The organism is Qipengyuania citrea (assembly GCF_024171405.1).
GTDB classification, from domain to species: Bacteria; Pseudomonadota; Alphaproteobacteria; order Sphingomonadales; family Sphingomonadaceae; genus Qipengyuania; species Qipengyuania profunda.
Genome location: NZ_JALJZT010000002.1, coordinates 1,157,573 through 1,173,415, shown reverse-complemented (window position 1 = coordinate 1,173,415; position 15,843 = coordinate 1,157,573). Strand labels below are relative to the sequence as shown.

At 63.9% G+C, this 15,843-nt stretch carries 11 protein-coding genes; 8 read left to right on the top strand and 3 right to left on the bottom strand.

Going from position 1 to position 15,843, the window contains the following annotated elements:
* Nucleotides 1-36 precede the first annotated feature (36 nt).
* Nucleotides 37-801, bottom strand: coding sequence for a 5'/3'-nucleotidase SurE (surE, locus tag J2S32_RS06715; RefSeq protein ID WP_253518948.1), 765 nt, complete (start codon nt 799-801; stop codon nt 37-39).
* Entirely contained in the window at nt 801-2,081 is a 1,281-nt protein-coding gene (gene serS, locus J2S32_RS06710) for a serine--tRNA ligase (protein WP_253518945.1), read from the bottom strand. Before serS ends, surE begins: the two co-directional genes overlap by 1 nt.
* A gap of 131 nt (nt 2,082-2,212) precedes the next feature.
* Between serS and J2S32_RS06705 the strand changes: the two genes are divergently transcribed.
* Nucleotides 2,213-3,514: a sulfotransferase family protein gene (locus J2S32_RS06705; RefSeq protein WP_253518925.1), complete on the top strand. Its 1,302-nt coding sequence runs from the start codon at nt 2,213-2,215 to the stop codon at nt 3,512-3,514.
* Between the two features lie 54 nt (nt 3,515-3,568).
* Here J2S32_RS06705 and J2S32_RS06700 read toward each other — a convergent pair whose 3' ends face one another.
* Nucleotides 3,569-5,899: a TonB-dependent receptor gene (locus J2S32_RS06700; protein ID WP_253518922.1), complete on the bottom strand. Its 2,331-nt coding sequence runs from the start codon at nt 5,897-5,899 to the stop codon at nt 3,569-3,571.
* An 83-nt stretch (nt 5,900-5,982) separates the two neighbouring features.
* Between J2S32_RS06700 and J2S32_RS06695 the strand changes: the two genes are divergently transcribed.
* From J2S32_RS06695 to J2S32_RS06665, 7 genes are all read left to right on the top strand, one after another.
* Nucleotides 5,983-6,636, top strand: coding sequence for a TetR/AcrR family transcriptional regulator (locus J2S32_RS06695; protein WP_437181919.1), 654 nt, complete (start codon nt 5,983-5,985; stop codon nt 6,634-6,636).
* Nucleotides 6,637-6,696: 60 nt separating this feature from the next.
* A complete protein-coding gene (locus J2S32_RS06690; protein ID WP_253518903.1) occupies nt 6,697-6,960 on the top strand; it encodes a hypothetical protein in 264 nt (87 codons plus the stop codon).
* Nucleotides 6,961-7,134: 174 nt separating this feature from the next.
* Nucleotides 7,135-8,817 carry a BCCT family transporter gene (locus J2S32_RS06685; RefSeq protein WP_253518900.1) on the top strand — a complete coding sequence of 561 codons (1,683 nt, stop codon included), beginning with the start codon at nt 7,135-7,137 and terminating at the stop codon, nt 8,815-8,817.
* A gap of 374 nt (nt 8,818-9,191) precedes the next feature.
* On the top strand, nt 9,192-11,837 hold the full coding sequence (locus J2S32_RS06680; protein WP_253518897.1) for a TonB-dependent receptor: 2,646 nt from the start codon (nt 9,192-9,194) through the stop codon (nt 11,835-11,837).
* 79 nt (nt 11,838-11,916) lie between these two features.
* Complete coding sequence (locus J2S32_RS06675) at nt 11,917-13,881, top strand: tetratricopeptide repeat-containing sulfotransferase family protein (protein ID WP_253518893.1); 1,965 nt, start codon at nt 11,917-11,919, stop codon at nt 13,879-13,881.
* Between the two features lie 134 nt (nt 13,882-14,015).
* Nucleotides 14,016-14,660, top strand: coding sequence for an SRPBCC family protein (locus J2S32_RS06670; RefSeq protein WP_253518889.1), 645 nt, complete (start codon nt 14,016-14,018; stop codon nt 14,658-14,660).
* On the top strand, nt 14,660-15,841 hold the full coding sequence (locus tag J2S32_RS06665; RefSeq protein ID WP_253522991.1) for a zinc-dependent alcohol dehydrogenase: 1,182 nt from the start codon (nt 14,660-14,662) through the stop codon (nt 15,839-15,841). The genes J2S32_RS06670 and J2S32_RS06665 overlap by 1 nt, the downstream gene beginning before the upstream one ends.
* Nucleotides 15,842-15,843: the final 2 nt, after the last annotated feature.

The window sequence follows — 15,843 nt, the reverse complement described above, 5'->3', positions numbered from 1 at the left end:
CGCGGAAGACCGCAGGGTCAATAGCATAGCGTCGGCTCAGCCTTCGTAGCGTGCCGCGAGCGCGCCGAGCGACGAATGGTGCGTCAGGTCGAGCTGGAGCGGGGTGACCGAGATATAGCCCTCGTCGATCGCCTCGAGGTCGGTGCCGTGGTCGAGCGTGTGTTCGATCGCCTCGAGGCCGAACCAGTAATACTGGAAGCCGCGCGGGTCGCGTCCTTCGACGACCGTGCCGCGCGAATAATCGTGGAACCCCTGCCGCACCGCGCGAACGCCCTTGACCGCATCGGGCGCGATCGGGGGGAAGTTCACATTGACCAGCGTGCGCTTGGGCAGCGGCGTGTCGAGCAGCGGGCCGAGCACCCGCGCGCCCCATTCGGTCGCAGCGGCGAAGGCGGAATCGCTGTTGCGGGTCTCCTTGGTATAGACCTGGCTCATCGCGATCGAGCGGACGCCCGCCAGCGCGCCCTCGATCGCCGCCGAGACGGTGCCCGAATAGGTGATGTCGTCGGCGAGGTTCGCGCCGCGGTTGACGCCCGACAGGATCACGTCGGGCTGCGCCTCGATCACCTTGCGCAGACCCATGGTCACCGCATCGGTCGGCGTGCCGGTCACCGAAAAGCGGCGTTCGCCATGCTTGCGCAGGCGTACGGGGCGGGTGAGGGTAAGCGCATGGCCCATGCCCGACTGTTCCTCGTCGGGCGCGCAGATCCAGATGTCGTCGGAGAACTGCCGCGCGATTTTCTCGAGCACCGCGAGACCCGGCGCGTGGATGCCGTCGTCATTGGTCAGAAGGATACGCATCAGGCTGCAGGCTCCAGTTTGGTGACACCGCCCATATAGGGGGCCAGCGCTTCGGGGACGGCGACGCTGCCATCGGCCTGTTGGTAGTTTTCCATCACCGCCACCAGCGTGCGGCCGACTGCGAGGCCCGAACCGTTGAGCGTATGGACGAAAGCGGTCTTCTTCTCGCGTTCGGGGCGATAGCGCGCATTCATCCGGCGCGCCTGGAAATCGCCCGTGTTCGAGCAGGAGGAAATCTCGCGATAGGCACCCTGCCCGGGCAGCCAGACTTCGAGGTCGTAGGTCTTGCGCGCGCCAAAGCCCATGTCGCCAGTGCACAGCAGCATGCGGCGATAGGGCAGTTCCAGTGCCTCGAGGATGCCCTCGGCGCATTTGGTCATGCGTTCGTGCTCCGTCTCGCTGTCCTCGGGCCGGCAGATGCTGACCATCTCGACCTTCTCGAACTGGTGCTGGCGAATGAAGCCACGCGTGTCGCGGCCCGCCGAGCCTGCTTCGGAGCGGAAGCACAGCGTATGCGCGGTCAGGCGGATCGGCTGCGCGAGACCGGTAAGGATGTCGCCTGCGACCGAATAGGTCAGCGGGACTTCGGAGGTCGGGACCAGCCAGCGATCATCGGTGGTGCGAAAGCTATCCTCCGCGAACTTGGGCAGCTTGTCGGTGCCGTACATCGCGTCGTCACCCACCAGCACGGGCGGGTTGCATTCGGTATAGCCGTTCTCGCGCGTCTGCTTGTCGAGCATGAACTGCGCCAGCGCGCGGTGCAGCCGCGCGATGTCGCCGCGCAGGAAGGTGAAGCGCGCACCCGACAGCTTGGTGCCGGTTTCGAAGTCCATTCCCAGCGCGGAGCCGATATCGGCATGTTCGCGGGGTTCGAAATCGAAGCTGCGCTTCTCGCCCCATTGCGCCAGTTCAACATTGTCGCTCTCGTCCGCGCCATCGGGCACATCCTCCGCGGGGAGGTTGGGCAAAGTCGCCAGCAGCTGGTCCAGCTCGGCTGCCGCAGCGCGCTCGGCCTCTTCCCATTCGGGCATCGAGGCCTTGATCTCGGCGACCTCGGCCTTGAGCGCTTCGGCCTTGTCCTTATCGCCCTGGCCCATCGCTTGGCCGATTGCTTTCGACGCCTCGTTGCGGCGGCTCTGCGCCTGCTGGACCTTGGTCGTCGCCTCGCGCTTGTGCGCGTCGAGCGCGACGATGCGGTCGGCCACCGGTTCGGCCCCGCGGCGGGTGAGGGCGGCGTCGAATTCCTGCGGATTGCTGCGAATGTAAGCGATGTCGTGCATGGCCCGGCCTATGCCGTTTCGTTTCCCGCTTGGCCAGCCACTTCCCGCGGGGCGACCTTGTCCTTTTGCGGGCACCGCTTTAGGCCCCGGACGTTCAGGGGGACATCGAAGAGCTTGAAAGGGCTGCCAGCTTGAACGACCAGCCGATCCAGCCGCCGCGCCGCACGCGCTTTATCGATATTGCGGACGGGGTGCTCCGGGGCGGACGCAAGCTCGGGCTGATGGACCCGGCGCGGCTGGAAAAGGACTTCCTCATGGAAGAGGCCGTACAGGCCACCGGGCTCGACGATTTCGGCGATCGCTGGTTCGAACGCCCCCTGGACGTCCTGCTCGACAGCGTGAAACGCGAAGCCCAGCTCAACGCGGCAGGCGAATTTTCCGCCATGAAGATGTTTCACCACGTGCTGCGCGACCGGCTCTACACGCAGATGTGGTTCAAGCGGCACCCGGAAATCCTCGCCCGCCCGCTCAAGAACCCGGTGGTCATCGTCGGCCCGATGCGGTCGGGCACCACGCGGCTTCACCGCCTGCTCGCAGCCGACCAGCGCTTTGCCCATCTGCGCAGTTTCGAAACGATCAGCCCGGTGCCGCGGCCCGAGTTCGAGCAGGTGCTCGCCGGCGAGGCGGAGGACTTCCGGCCCAAGCTGGCCGCACGCATCCTCAAGGTCGCGCGGCTCGCCAATCCGCGCACGCTGTCGATCCATCCGACCGGCGCCTACGAGCCCGAGGAGGAACTCGGCCTCGTTGCCGCCTCGATGTACGGCATGAAATGGGAAGCGCAGTGGAACGTGCCTTCCTATGCCGAATGGTGCCACGAGGAGAGCGCCATTCCCGCCTATCGGCACATGGCCAACCTGCTGCGCCTGATCGGCTGGTCGCAGCAGGAAAGTTCGCTGCGCCCGTGGATCCTCAAGACGCCGCAGCACATGCTCGACCTGCCCGCGCTGCTCGAAGTCTTCCCCGACGCGCGGCTGATCTTCACCCACCGCGATCCCAAACAGGTGGTCGGCAGCGCTGCCTCGCTCGCGTGGAACCAGACCATTATCTATTCGGATCACAACGATCCCGCGCAGACCGGCCGCGACTGGCTGGGCAAGACCGCGACCATGATCGCCCGGATGCGCGCCGCGCGCGACGCGATCCCGCGCGAGAGGATGATCGATGTCCAGTACGAAGACATGGAAACCGACTGGCGCGGCACGATGGAGCGCGTCTACCGCTTCCTCGATCTCGAGATGGAACCCGCGGTCGCAGGGATGGAAGACTATCTCGACCGTTCGGCCCGGCTCAAGCGGCACCCGCATCGCTACAGTCTCGAGGAATTCGGGCTGGGCGAGGGCGAGGTGGATGCGCTATTTGCGGATTATACCGAGACATACGGCATTCCGGTGGGCGACGCTCCGGCGTTGCCCCGCATGCGATTGGCCGAATAGGCAAGCAAAAGGGGCGGGAAGCGAACTTCCCGCCCCTTTGCCAATCTCAGTCGATCAGTAGCTGAAGGTAACCGTGGCGAAGACCTGCCGCGGGTTGCCGTAGAACGCCGTAAGCGTACCCTCGGGCCCGAGCGTCGGGACGGGGAACCCATTGGCACCATTGACGATGTCGCCGGTGACCGGATCGGTGGCAACGAAGGTGTAGCCGCTGGTCTTGTATTCCTTGTCGAGCAGGTTCTTCCCGTACAGCCCCACGCTCCAGCGATCGTCGGGCGCGCTATAGACCACGCTCGCGTCGAGCAGCGCATAGCCGCCCTGGTCGAGATAGGGGTTGGGGATTTCGAACTGGCTGGTCTTGCTGCGATAGGACAGCGTCGTTCCCAGATAGAGATCGCCTGCGCCAACCGGCGTATCGTAACTGGCAGTGATGCTGCCGGTTACCTCTGGCGTGTTCTGGACCACGCGGAATCCGGCGACATCGGTCGGCGTGTTGCCGATATTGGTGATGTATTCATCGTATTGCGCGTCGATGTAGCCGAGCGACCCAGCAAGGCCGAAACCACCGCCGAAGCGGGCATTGGCTTCCAGTTCGACCCCCTTGAAGGTCGCCTTGCCGGCATTCGATACGACGCCGCAGAAGCTGGGCAATCCGCCCACTTCACAGGCGACCGAACCCGGTATCTGCACATCGGTGTAGTCCGCATAGAAGGCTGCGGCGGCGATGTTGAGAATGCCGATATTGCCCTTGTAGCCGATTTCGTAGCTATCGACCTCTTCGGGTGCGAAGCTGAGGAACGCGGCCACTTCGGCATCGGTCGGCGCCCCCGGCGTAGCTGCCGGTGCGTTGGTGCCGACCCCACGCGGGTCGAAGCCGCCGCCCTTGAAGCCCTTCGAATAGCTGGCGTAGATATTGTGATCGGGCGTCGGCATGAAGCTGAGCGAGGCACGCGGCGTGAACTTCTTGAACTCGCGGCTGCCGTTGAAATCGGTGCTTGCGGCCCCGAAGGGTACGCCCGCCCCGCCGAACTCGGGCGACCCGCCGCCGAGATAGTTCTGCCGCAAGATTTCCGCGCTGCGTTCGTCCCAGGTATAGCGTCCGCCGACCGACAGGCTGAACTGGTCAGTCAGATCATAGGTGAAGTCGCCGAAGATGGCGAAGGTTTCGGTATCGACATTCGCCTGGGTGAAAGCGGTCAGGCCGGCGAAGGTGGTGAAGATACGCACATCGAACAGCGTGTCCGCCTTGGCATCGAGGTAGTAGAAGCCGAGCAGCCCGGCGAACGGTCCGTCATTATCCCACAGAAGCTGGAATTCCTGGCTGATCTGTTCGTTGAGATAGGCGCCGGGCACGTCGAGATCGACCGCGGGGAGCGCATCGAAATCGATCGGCGAATAGCTGTCATCCTTGCGCCAGGCGGAAATCGACCGCAGCGTCAGCGCGTCGCTCAGCTCGATTTCGGCATGCATCGCCAGACCGTAGGATTCGACCTCTTGCTCGGGATCGTTGAGCGCCCCGCGCGTGTCGAAGACATTGTCGAGCACGGGCGCGCCCGACACCAGCCCAGGGATGAGCCGATGGCCGCCGCGCGGATCGCTCGTATCCTTGGTGTAATCGCCCTGGATGCGGATGAAGCCGGGCTCGCCGTAGCCGCCGACCTCGAGGCTCATCCGGCCGCCCCAGATATCCTTATTGTAGTTTTCCAGACCGGTGGTGAGGTTGTCGCCGAACCCACCGCGCGACAGCCGCGCGACCGATCCGCCGACGCGAACCAGATCACTGATCGGCGCCGAGGCGGTAATTACGCCTTCGGCCTGGTCGTCGGTGCCGTAAGTCGCGCGCACTTCGATCGAGGGATCGAGCGGCAGGCGCCGCGTGACGTATTTGACCGCGCCGCCGATCGTGTTGCGACCATAGAGCGTGCCCTGCGGACCGCGCAGGACTTCGATGCGCTCGACATCATAGATATCCAGCACGGCGGCTTGCGGGCGGTTGAGATAGACATCGTCGAGATAGATGCCGACGCCCTGTTCGAAGCCCGAAACGGGGTCCTGCTGGCCGATCCCGCGGATAAAGGCCGACAGCGTCGAATTGGTCGCTCGGCTGGCTTCGAGAGTGACGTTGGGCACGCTCTGGCCGACATCGGTAATGTCGAGCGCACCGCGCCGCGAAAGCTCTTCGCCGCTGATTGCGGTAACGGCCACCGGCACGTCGATCAGCCGCTCCTCGCGCCGGCGCGCGGTGACGATGATGACATTGTCGTCGGCAGCGGGTGCGGCCTCGGCGATTTCGTCACTGGCGGATTGGGCCTGTGCAGGGGCTGCGGCAAGTGCCGCGGTCGCTGCACCGCAAAGCAGGCTGGCGGTTAGAATCTGTGTCGGACGCATTTCGGTATCTCCCTCCCGATTATCTTGTTGAGGGCATAATACTGAAACCTGAACCACCTTTCAAGTTTGTTGTTGCGCAGGGGGTGCGATTTGATAGGCTGGCCGCGCATTCGAAGGGATCGACATTGGCCGCAACGCACCGCCCGAGCGACAAGACGCCGCGCACCGAGCGTGGGCGCATAACGCTGCGCAAACTGCTCGATGCAGCCGCGACCGAATTTGCCGACAAGGGGTTTCACGAAGCCTCGATCAGCGGGATCACCCGCTGTGCCGGCGTCGCGCTGGGCACGTTCTATACCTATTTCGACAGCAAGGATGCGGTCTTCCGCGCGCTGGTTTCCGATATGAGCGCGGGCGTCGGCAAGGCGGCGCGCGAGGCGCTCGACCCGTCGATGGGTGCACTCGAGATCGAACGCGCCGCGCTGCGCGCCTTTCTGGAATTCGCCGCCGAGCACAAGGAAATCTACCGCATTATCGACGAAGCCGAATTCGTCGATCCGGACAGCTACCGTACGCATTACGAAACCATCGGCGCCCGCATCGAGGAGCGGCTCAGGCAGGGCGGCGAGAGTGGCGAATTCGTCCCGGGGCTGGGGACACCCGAAGCCTGGGCGCTGATGGGGATGAATGTGTTCCTCGGTCTGCGCTATGTCATCTGGGGACGCGAGGGCGACCCCGATTTCGCGGAAATCGCGCGCCGTGCCAATATCTTGCTGACGCAGGGGATCGGGCGCTAGCCTCGCTTCTCTGGAACCACCGGGCGGCGGGGCCGTTGGTTTTCCAAAGGAGAAATCGACATGATCGGCAAGGTAATCGGAGCATTCGTCGGCGACAGGCTCGCCAAGCAAACCGGCAGTATCGGGGGCGCCAGCGGTGCCGCGCTCGGCGTGGTCGCCACCAGCGTCCTGCGCCGCATGAGCCTGCCTGCAATGGTTGCGCTCGGCGTTGGCGGCTACGTCGTCAAGAAGGTCATCGACAAGAAGCAGGCGGGCGACGACACCACCACCCCGCCGCACACCTCGACGGCGCCCGCGGGCACGGCCAAGGCCAAGGCTGCCTGACACCGTCTCGTCCGTTTTGGACTAGCGAAGGGTCGCCCCGATGGGCGGCCCTTCTGCGTTTCGGGGACAAGACGTTTGCATCTTGCGCCCCGCTTTCTATGCTTCCCCCACACGGTCCCCCCGAAACATACGACCACTTCGCACCCGCCAGGGTGTGCAAGGGCAGGAGATAGCATGACAGCCGAGACCGATTATCCAGTCGAGCCTCCGCTGATAGATTTACCGATCAAGACCGCCTCCCGCGGATTTTACGATGGCTTCAGTCGTGAAGTGACGATCCCCTCGAAGATCATCGTCTCGCTGCTGATCATGTGGGCGATCTTCTTTCCGGTCAGCGCGAGCGAGACGCTCACCGCTGCCAATTCGAGCATCATCGCCACGTTCTCCGGCTGGTACGTCTATCTTGTGGCGTTCCTGATGCTGGTGTGTTTCGTGCTCGCGATCGTCCCGCAGTCGGGCAGCCTGCGCATCGGCAATCCCGGGGAGAAACCCGAGTTCGGGCGCTTCTCGTGGTTCGCCATGCTGTTCGGCGCGGGCATCGGGATCGGCATGCTCACCTATTCGACCGGCGAGCCGATGGCGCATTTCGCAAACAATCCCGACATTATCCGCGGTACCATCGAGGCGCAGACCGCCGAAGCGATCCGTCCCGCCTATGTCTATACCTTCCTCCACTGGGGCTTCGCCGCCTGGGGCACCTATGCGCTGGTCGGGCTGGCGATCGGCTATGTCGCCTATCGCCGCGATCTGCCGCTGACCATCCGCTCGGCGCTCGCACCGCTGTTCGGCCTGCGTCTCTCGGGCGGGTGGGGCCATGTCGTCGATATCGTCGCGGTCGTTGCGACCATCCTCGGCGTGGCGGTAACAATGGGCCTTGGCGTGGAGCAGTTTGTCGCCGGTCTCGCCCGCCTGGGACTGGGCGACTGGTTGCTCGATCCCGACGGGTCGTCCTCCGCCCTCGCGGTGATCGTCGCGCTTTTCGTGCTGGTCGGTGCCTCCACGCTGAGCGCGCTCTCCGGCGTGGGCCGGGGGATCAAATGGCTCTCCAATCTCAACATGGGCCTGTCTTTCGCACTGCTGGCGCTCTTCCTCGTCGCCGGCTCGGGCCTCTACGGCCTGAAACTGCTGGGTGTGGGCACGTGGGATTACATCCGCACGCTCGTTCCGAATTCGCTGACCCTGTTCCAGGGCGGCGGTGAATTCGGCGATGCGCTGGTGCAATGGCAGCTCGACTGGTCGGTATTCTACTGGGCCTGGTGGATCGCCTTCGCGCCGTTCGTGGGCATGTTCATCGCGCGCATCTCGCGCGGACGGACGATCCGCGAATATGTTCTCGGCGTGATCCTCGTGCCCTCGCTGATGTGCTTTGCGTGGATGACCATCGTCGGCGGGACCGCGATCGATCTCGAACTGAGCGGCGCGGCGCAGGGCAGCATTCTCGAGGCGGGGATCTCGGACCAATTGTTCGCCACGCTGGCGGTGCTTCTCGACCCCGCTATAGCTTCGGTCGTGTCGGGCCTCGTGGTGCTCCTGCTGATGACCTACCTCATCACCTCCGCCGACAGCGCCATCCTGATCGTCAACACGATCAATGGGGCTGGGGAAAGCGAAGGCGAGCGGCGTCATCACATCCTGTTCTGGGGTGCGGCACTGGCCTTCGTGGTCGGCAGCATGCTGATCCTCGGCGGGATCGATGCGATCCGCATCACCATGATCATCGGCGCTCTGCCGTTCAGCTTCGTGGTGGCGATCATGGGCGTCGCGATCCTCAAGGCGGTGGCCTACGACCTGCGGCGCAAGCATCACGGGGTGCCCACTACTGCGCAGGCCTGCAACGAAATCGCTGCCGGCAAGTAACCGTTTTCCTAGAGTTTTGGGCAATTGGTGGCGGATCGAAATGGATATCCGCGGCCACTTGGTGGGTATTTGCGCATCATATAAGTAAAGTCCAGGCGCAATTTCAAATTATAAGTCCCCAAAATGAATATTTGGGATTTTCATGACAGAGTGAAAAAGTAATCTGTCTGGCGGAATTAAATGTTGTTTCGATGTCACAGGCGTGACCATAATCCCCCGCCTATCCGGTGTCTCCGGTGGTCGCGTTCGATTTAGCTTGTTACTGCTTTCGAGGGCGAAGAGTTCAATCTGAATTCGCGCCCTGTTTTTGCCGGTCGGACCGGGGTCTGTCCGCGAGGCAATTGAGACATAATCGAGAGCGAGGGCTTCCCGAAATGAAATATCTTGTAAGCGGTGCGTCATTGGGCGCGCTGGCTATTGCATCCGCCGCACCTGTTGCGGCGCAAGACACCGCGCCTGCCACGCAGGAACGCCAGGGCGGCGTCAACGTCATCATCGTCACCGCGCAGAAGCGCAGCGAAGATTTGCAGGACGTGCCCGTGTCGGTTTCCGCGATCGGCGAAGAAGGGCTCGAAGAGCTCGCCATCGACACCTTCGAGGATTACCTCGAGCAACTGCCGACCGTCACTGCGGGCGGTAGCGGCCCGGGCCAGAGCACGATCTATATTCGCGGCCTTGCCTCGACCACGCCCAACCTCACCACTGCGGGCGTCGCGGGTCTCGCGCCCAATGTCGCCATGTATCTCGACGAGCAGCCGCTCGCGCAGCCGGGCCGCAACCTCGATGTCTATGCCGCCGATCTGGCGCGGATCGAAGTGCTCTCGGGTCCGCAGGGCACGCTGTTCGGTGCCAGTTCGCAGGCCGGCGTCGTTCGCCTGATCACCAACAAGCCCGACCTTGGCGGCTTCGATGCCGGGTTCAACACCGGCGTGTCCTTCACCAAGGGCGGTGAGTCGAGCTACAAGGTCGATGCGATGGTCAATGTGCCCGTCACCGACACCTTCGCGCTGCGTGGTGTGGTCTATCTCGACGATCAGGGCGGCTATGTCGACAATGTCGCGGGCACCCGCAACGCCAGCGAAAGCGCCCGCTTCCGTCCCGCCGGAACGGTGCGTTCGAACGGCGTGCCCGTCAGCCCGCTGCGCGGCGGCTTCCAGGCCGGCGCCGATCTGTCGAACGTGAACTTCATCGATGCCGACAACGCCGGCATGGTCGAAGACGATTTCAACGACACGCAATACGCCGGCTTCCGGGCGACCGCGCTGTGGGAAATCACCCCCGACTGGACCGTGACCGTCGCGCATTCGCGCCAGAGCGTCGAAAGCGACGGCGTGTTCTTCGCCGATCCCGAACTCGGCGGTCTCGATGACCTCGAAATCCAGCGCTACGAGGAAGACCGGCTCGAAGACGATTTCTCGAACACCAGCTGGACGGTCGAAGGCCGCCTGGCGATGCTCGATGTGGTCTATACTGGTGCCTACACCGATCGTGAGACCGAACAGCGCGTCGACTATTCGGACTATCTCTTCGTCGGCCAGTACCTGCCGTATTACATCTGCGACGGCAGCGTCAGCTATCCCGGCGCGGCCGATCCGAGCGGGACCTGCCAGGCACCCAACCTCTATGTGACCTCGGCCAGCAAGACGACTGTGTTCACGCAGGAACTGCGTTTCAGCACGCCGGCGGAAAACCGCTGGCGCGTGACGGCAGGCGGGTTCTATTCGGACCTCGAGCTGAAGGAACGCAATGACTTCGCCTATCCGGGCAATGTCCTTGCGCAGCCCTTCGGCCCGTTTGCCCCGAACTTCCCGCAGGAAGGGTTCACCACCGATCCCGGCCCGTTCCCCGCCGAAACGATCTTCCGCAACGACATCCGCCGGACGGACGAGCAGTGGGGCATCTTCGGTGAAGCCAGCTTCGACATCGTACCCGACCTGCTCACCGTCACGCTGGGCGCGCGCTATTACGATATCGAAGTCGATTTCGAAGGCAGCGCCAATGGCAGCTTCTGCAACAGCGGCGCGGCCACCGATGCCAACGCCTTCGGCACCGATCTGAACGATCTGTACGATGGCGACGGCGAATACACCTTCATCGGCTCGTGCGATGCCTCGCTGCGGCAGACCTTCGACCTCGATGACAGCCTTGCCGATATCCAGGCAGCAGGTCTTTCGGCAACGCAGGCGCAGCAGGTGTTCAACGCCGTCCGCGCGCCCGATACGGCCAAGACCGACGGGTTCATCTACAAGGCGACGGCAACGGTCACCCCGACCGAAGACCTGCTGTTCTACCTGACCTATTCGGAAGGGTTCCGTCCCGGCATGCTCAACCGGCCCGGCGGCGCGACCAATGGCGCGGGCTTCACCGTGCCGTTCGAGCTCGAGACCGACGAGGTCCAGAACTACGAACTGGGCTGGAAGCTCGATCTTGCCGATGGCCAGTTCCGCTTCAACGGCAGCGCCTTCTATGTCGACATCAGCCGTCTGCAGACGACGATCTTCGATCCCTCGATCACCAATCTGTTCTTCTCGGCCAATGCCGCGGATGCGCGGATCAAGGGCGTCGAGGCGGACTTCACCTTCGCGCCCTATTCGGCGCCGGGGCTGACGGTCGCGGGTGCCGTCTCGGTGCTCGATACCGAGATCACCGAAGTGCTGATCCCGACGTCCGATGTCGTCGAGGGTTCGGACCTTGCGTTCGCGCCGTCGTTCCAGGGCAATCTGCGCGTCCGTTACGAATGGGACCTGTCCGCGACGCTGGGCGCTTATGTCCAGCCGCAGGTCAGCTATTCGGCGTCGAAGTTCACCGATGTGATCGAGATCAACAAGCTCGAGCTCGACAGCTACACCGTGGTCGATTTCGCCGCCGGGATCACCTCGGACAATTGGAAGTTCGAGCTGTTCGGCGACAATCTGTTCGACGAACGCGCGCAGATCTCGGGCAATTACGTCAACGATCGCGCACGGATCAGCACCAACCGTCCGCTGACGGTCGGTATCAGGGTCGGCTACGACTACTGATCGCTGGCTTTGGAAAACGGGGCGGCGGGGGCGAACACGGGTTCGCCTCCGCCGTTTCCCTTTGTAAGGGTCGCAGGCAATGACGACACGCGACGACAGGCTGGCGCAGGCGCAGCAGGCGCTGCAGGCGGGCGATTTCGCCAAGGGATCGGCCCTGGTCGAACCTCTGCTCGTCGATGATCCGGCTGATGGCGAAGCGCTGTATCTGGCCGCGGTCGCAGCGCGCTATCTCGAACTTTTCGACGAGGCCGACCGGCATCTGGCGGCGCTCCACGCCGCCATGCCCGAATACGGCCGCGCATGGCAGGAAGCCGGGCACCTTGCGCGCGCGACGGGCGATGTCCCCGCCGCCATCGCTGCTTTCGGCCGCGCCACACGCTTCAATCCCGCGCTCGATGCGAGCTGGCGCGCGCTGGCCGAGCTCGAACAGGCCCGCGGACGCCCCGCCGAAGCACAGGCGGCCCGCGCGCAGGCCGAACGTATCGCCGCGCTCCCGCGCGAACTGGTCGCGGTCACCCACCATCTCCACGAAGGCCGGCTGCTGCGGGCGGAGGAAATCTGCCGCCACTTCCTGCGTGCCAATCCGCGCAATGTCGAAGGCATGCGGCTGCTGGCGCAGATCGGCATCAAGCTGGGGATTCTCGACGATGCGGAGTTCCTGCTCGACAGCGCGCAGGCGTTCGAACCCGACAACATCCAGATCCGGCTCGACTATATCGATGCGCTGCGGCGGCGGCAGAAATTCGCGGCGGCGCGCGAACAGGCCGAAGCGCTCCATGCGCGCGATCCCGACAATCCGCTATTCCAGTCGCATTTGGCGATCGAGAGCATGCAGACCGGCGATTACGAACGCGCCTTCGAACTGTTCGATGCCGTGCTTGCCAAGCTGCCGCGCGATCCCGCGACGCTGACCAGCAAGGGCCATGCGCTCAAGACCACTGGCGCTCAGCAGGATGCGGTTGCCAGCTATCAGGCGGCGCTCGCGGCCAAACCCGACCATGGCGATGCGTGGTATGCGCTCGCCAATCTCAAGACCTATCGCTTCACCGACGACGAGATCGAACGGATGCGCGAGCAGGCGGCGCGTCCCGATCTCGCCTTCATGGACCGGGTCCACCTGTCCTTTGCGCTGGGCAAGGCGCTAGAAGACCGCGGCGATTACGCGGACAGCTTCGTGCACTACGAGCGCGGCAATACGCTCAAGCGCGCGCAGACCCGCTACAGCGCCGACGCGATGAGCGCCGAACTGGCCCGGCAGCGCGACATCTGCACGCCCGAGCTGTTTGCCAAACATGACGGCGCGGGCGATCCGGCACCCGATCCGATCTTCATTCTCGGCCTGCCGCGCGCGGGTTCGACGCTGCTCGAGCAGGTGCTCGCCAGCCACAGCCAGATCGACGGGACGCTGGAACTGCCCAACATCCTCGCGCTGGCCCACCGCCTGCGCGGGCGCCGGGCAGGGCAGTCGCGCTATCCCGAAGTGCTGCATGACCTGACCGCCGAACAGTTTTCCGCCTTCGGCGCGAAGTTCATCGAGGATACCCGCGTGCACCGGCAGGGCGCGCCGTTCTTCATCGACAAGATGCCGAACAATTTCCGCCACATCGGCCTGATCCACCTGATCCTGCCGAATGCGAAGATCATCGACGCGCGCCGCGCGCCGATGGATTGCTGTTTCTCGGGCTTCAAGCAGCTGTTCGCCGAGGGGCAGGAGTTCACCTACGGCCTGCCCGAGATCGGCCGTTACTATGCCGATTATGTCGAACTGATGGACCATTGGGACGCGGTGCTGCCGGGCAAGATCCTGCGCGTGCAGCACGAAGACGTGCTCGACGATCTCGAAGGGCAGACGCGCCGCATGCTCGACTATCTCGGCCTGCCGTTCGAGGACCAATGCCTTGCCTTCCACACGACCCGCCGCGCGGTGCGCACCGCGAGCAGCGAGCAGGTCCGCCAGCCGATCAACCGTAGCGGGCAGGATGCGTGGAAACCCTACGAGCCATGGCTCGCCCCGCTACGCGAGGCGCTGGGCGAGCACGGCTGAGGCCCGCACGCGGCCCGCAGCACCGCCGAACAGTGCCTCGGTAGGATTGACCCCAACCCACCAACGCCTCGCCGAAAATGTCCGGAACTGTTTGAGCGGGAATTCGCTGCGTCATCATGTCGCGGAGAAAATCTATGTCTCAAAATTCGAAAATCGGCGCCGGATTGGGCGGCGTCGTTCTTACTGCCGGAGCGATCGCATTCGGAGCGTTCCTGTCCAACAGGCACCAAAATCGCGGATATGACGATGCCGCCAACCATACCAAACGCCGGCCTGAAGGCGACAACGCGCAGGTCGGCCGATCGGTAACCATCCGCAAGCCGCGAGCCGAACTGTTCGCATTCTGGTCGGACTTCTCCAACCTGCCGCAATTCATGGAGAATGTGGAGGCGATCGAAGCCGGCGCGGACGGGGCATCGACCTGGCGGATCAAGGCCCCCGCGGGCCAGACGGTAGCGGTGAAAACCGAAATCGCCAGCAAGAAGCAGGACGAGGTGATCGCCTGGCGCTCGGTCGAGGATTCCGAGATCGAGACCAGCGGCGAAGTTCGCTTCGAGGATGCACCGGGCGAGCGCGGAACCAGGGTCAGCCTGGTGATGGCCTACGACCCGCCTGCAGGCGCGCTCGGCCGAGCGGTGGCGAAGCTGTTCCTGCGCGAGCCGCAGGTCCAGGCCCGGCATGATCTGAAGCGTTTCAAGATGCTCATGGAAACCGGGGAAATAGCGACATCGGCGCGAACGCGGGACGAAACCCGTGCAGCCAAGCAGGAGAACGGATGATGCGAGCACTTACCTGGCATGGAACCAACGACGTTCGCGTGGACACGGTCAGCGATCCGGAAATCATCAATCCCCGCGATGCGATCATCAAGATCACCAGCACGGCCATCTGCGGGTCCGACCTTCACCTTTACGATGGCGTCATTCCCGGCGTGGCGCCGGGCGATGTGCTGGGCCATGAATTCATGGGCGAAGTCGTCGAGACGGGGTCTGCGAGCAATCTGAAGAAAGGGCAGCGCGTCGTCGTGCCGTTCACGATCAGCTGCGGCGGCTGTTTCCACTGCAAGCAGCAGCAGTATTCCGCCTGCGACAATTCCAACCCGGCTGAAAAGCAGGATATGTCGGCGACGCTGTACGGCCAGCCGATGGCCGCGCTGTTCGGCTATTCGCACCTGACCGGCGGCTATTCCGGCGGACAGGCCGAATACGCCCGCGTGCCCTTTTCCGATGTCGGCCCGATCGTCGTTCCCGACCATCTGGAGGACGACAAGGTGCTGTTCCTCTCGGACATCCTCCCGACCGGCTGGATGGCGGCGGAAAATGCCGACATCCAGCCTGACGATACGGTTGCGGTGTGGGGCTGCGGCCCGGTCGGATTGTTCGCGATCCAGTCGGCCATTGTGATGGGCGCATCCAAGGTAATCGCGATCGACCACTATCCGAACCGTCTCGCGCTGGCGAAGCAGCTGGGCGCGGAGATTATCGACTTCCGCGAGACCGATGTGCGCGAGGCCCTGATGGAAATGTCCGGCGGGATCGGCGTGGATGCGGTGATCGACGCGGTCGGCATGGAATCGCACGGCTTCGCGATCGACAACATGTTCGACGTGGTGAAGCAGAAGGTCGGCATGGGCGCCGACCGCGCGAGCGCGCTGAAGCAGGCGATTCTCGCGGTCCGGTTCGGCGGCAAGGTCTCGATCCCCGGCGTCTATGGCGGGATGACCGACAAATGGCCGCTCGGAGCAATGATGGAGAAGGGTCTGCAGGTCCGCGGCGGCCAGACCCATGTCCAGAAATATACCAAGCAGCTGCTCGAGAAGATCGAGGATGGCACGCTCGATACCACGTTCCTGATCAGCCACCGGCTGCCGCTCGAACAGGCGGCCGAGGGCTACAAGAACTTCAAAGAGCAGCAGAATGAATGGACCAAGGTCATTCTGAAGCCTGGGATGGAGAACTGATC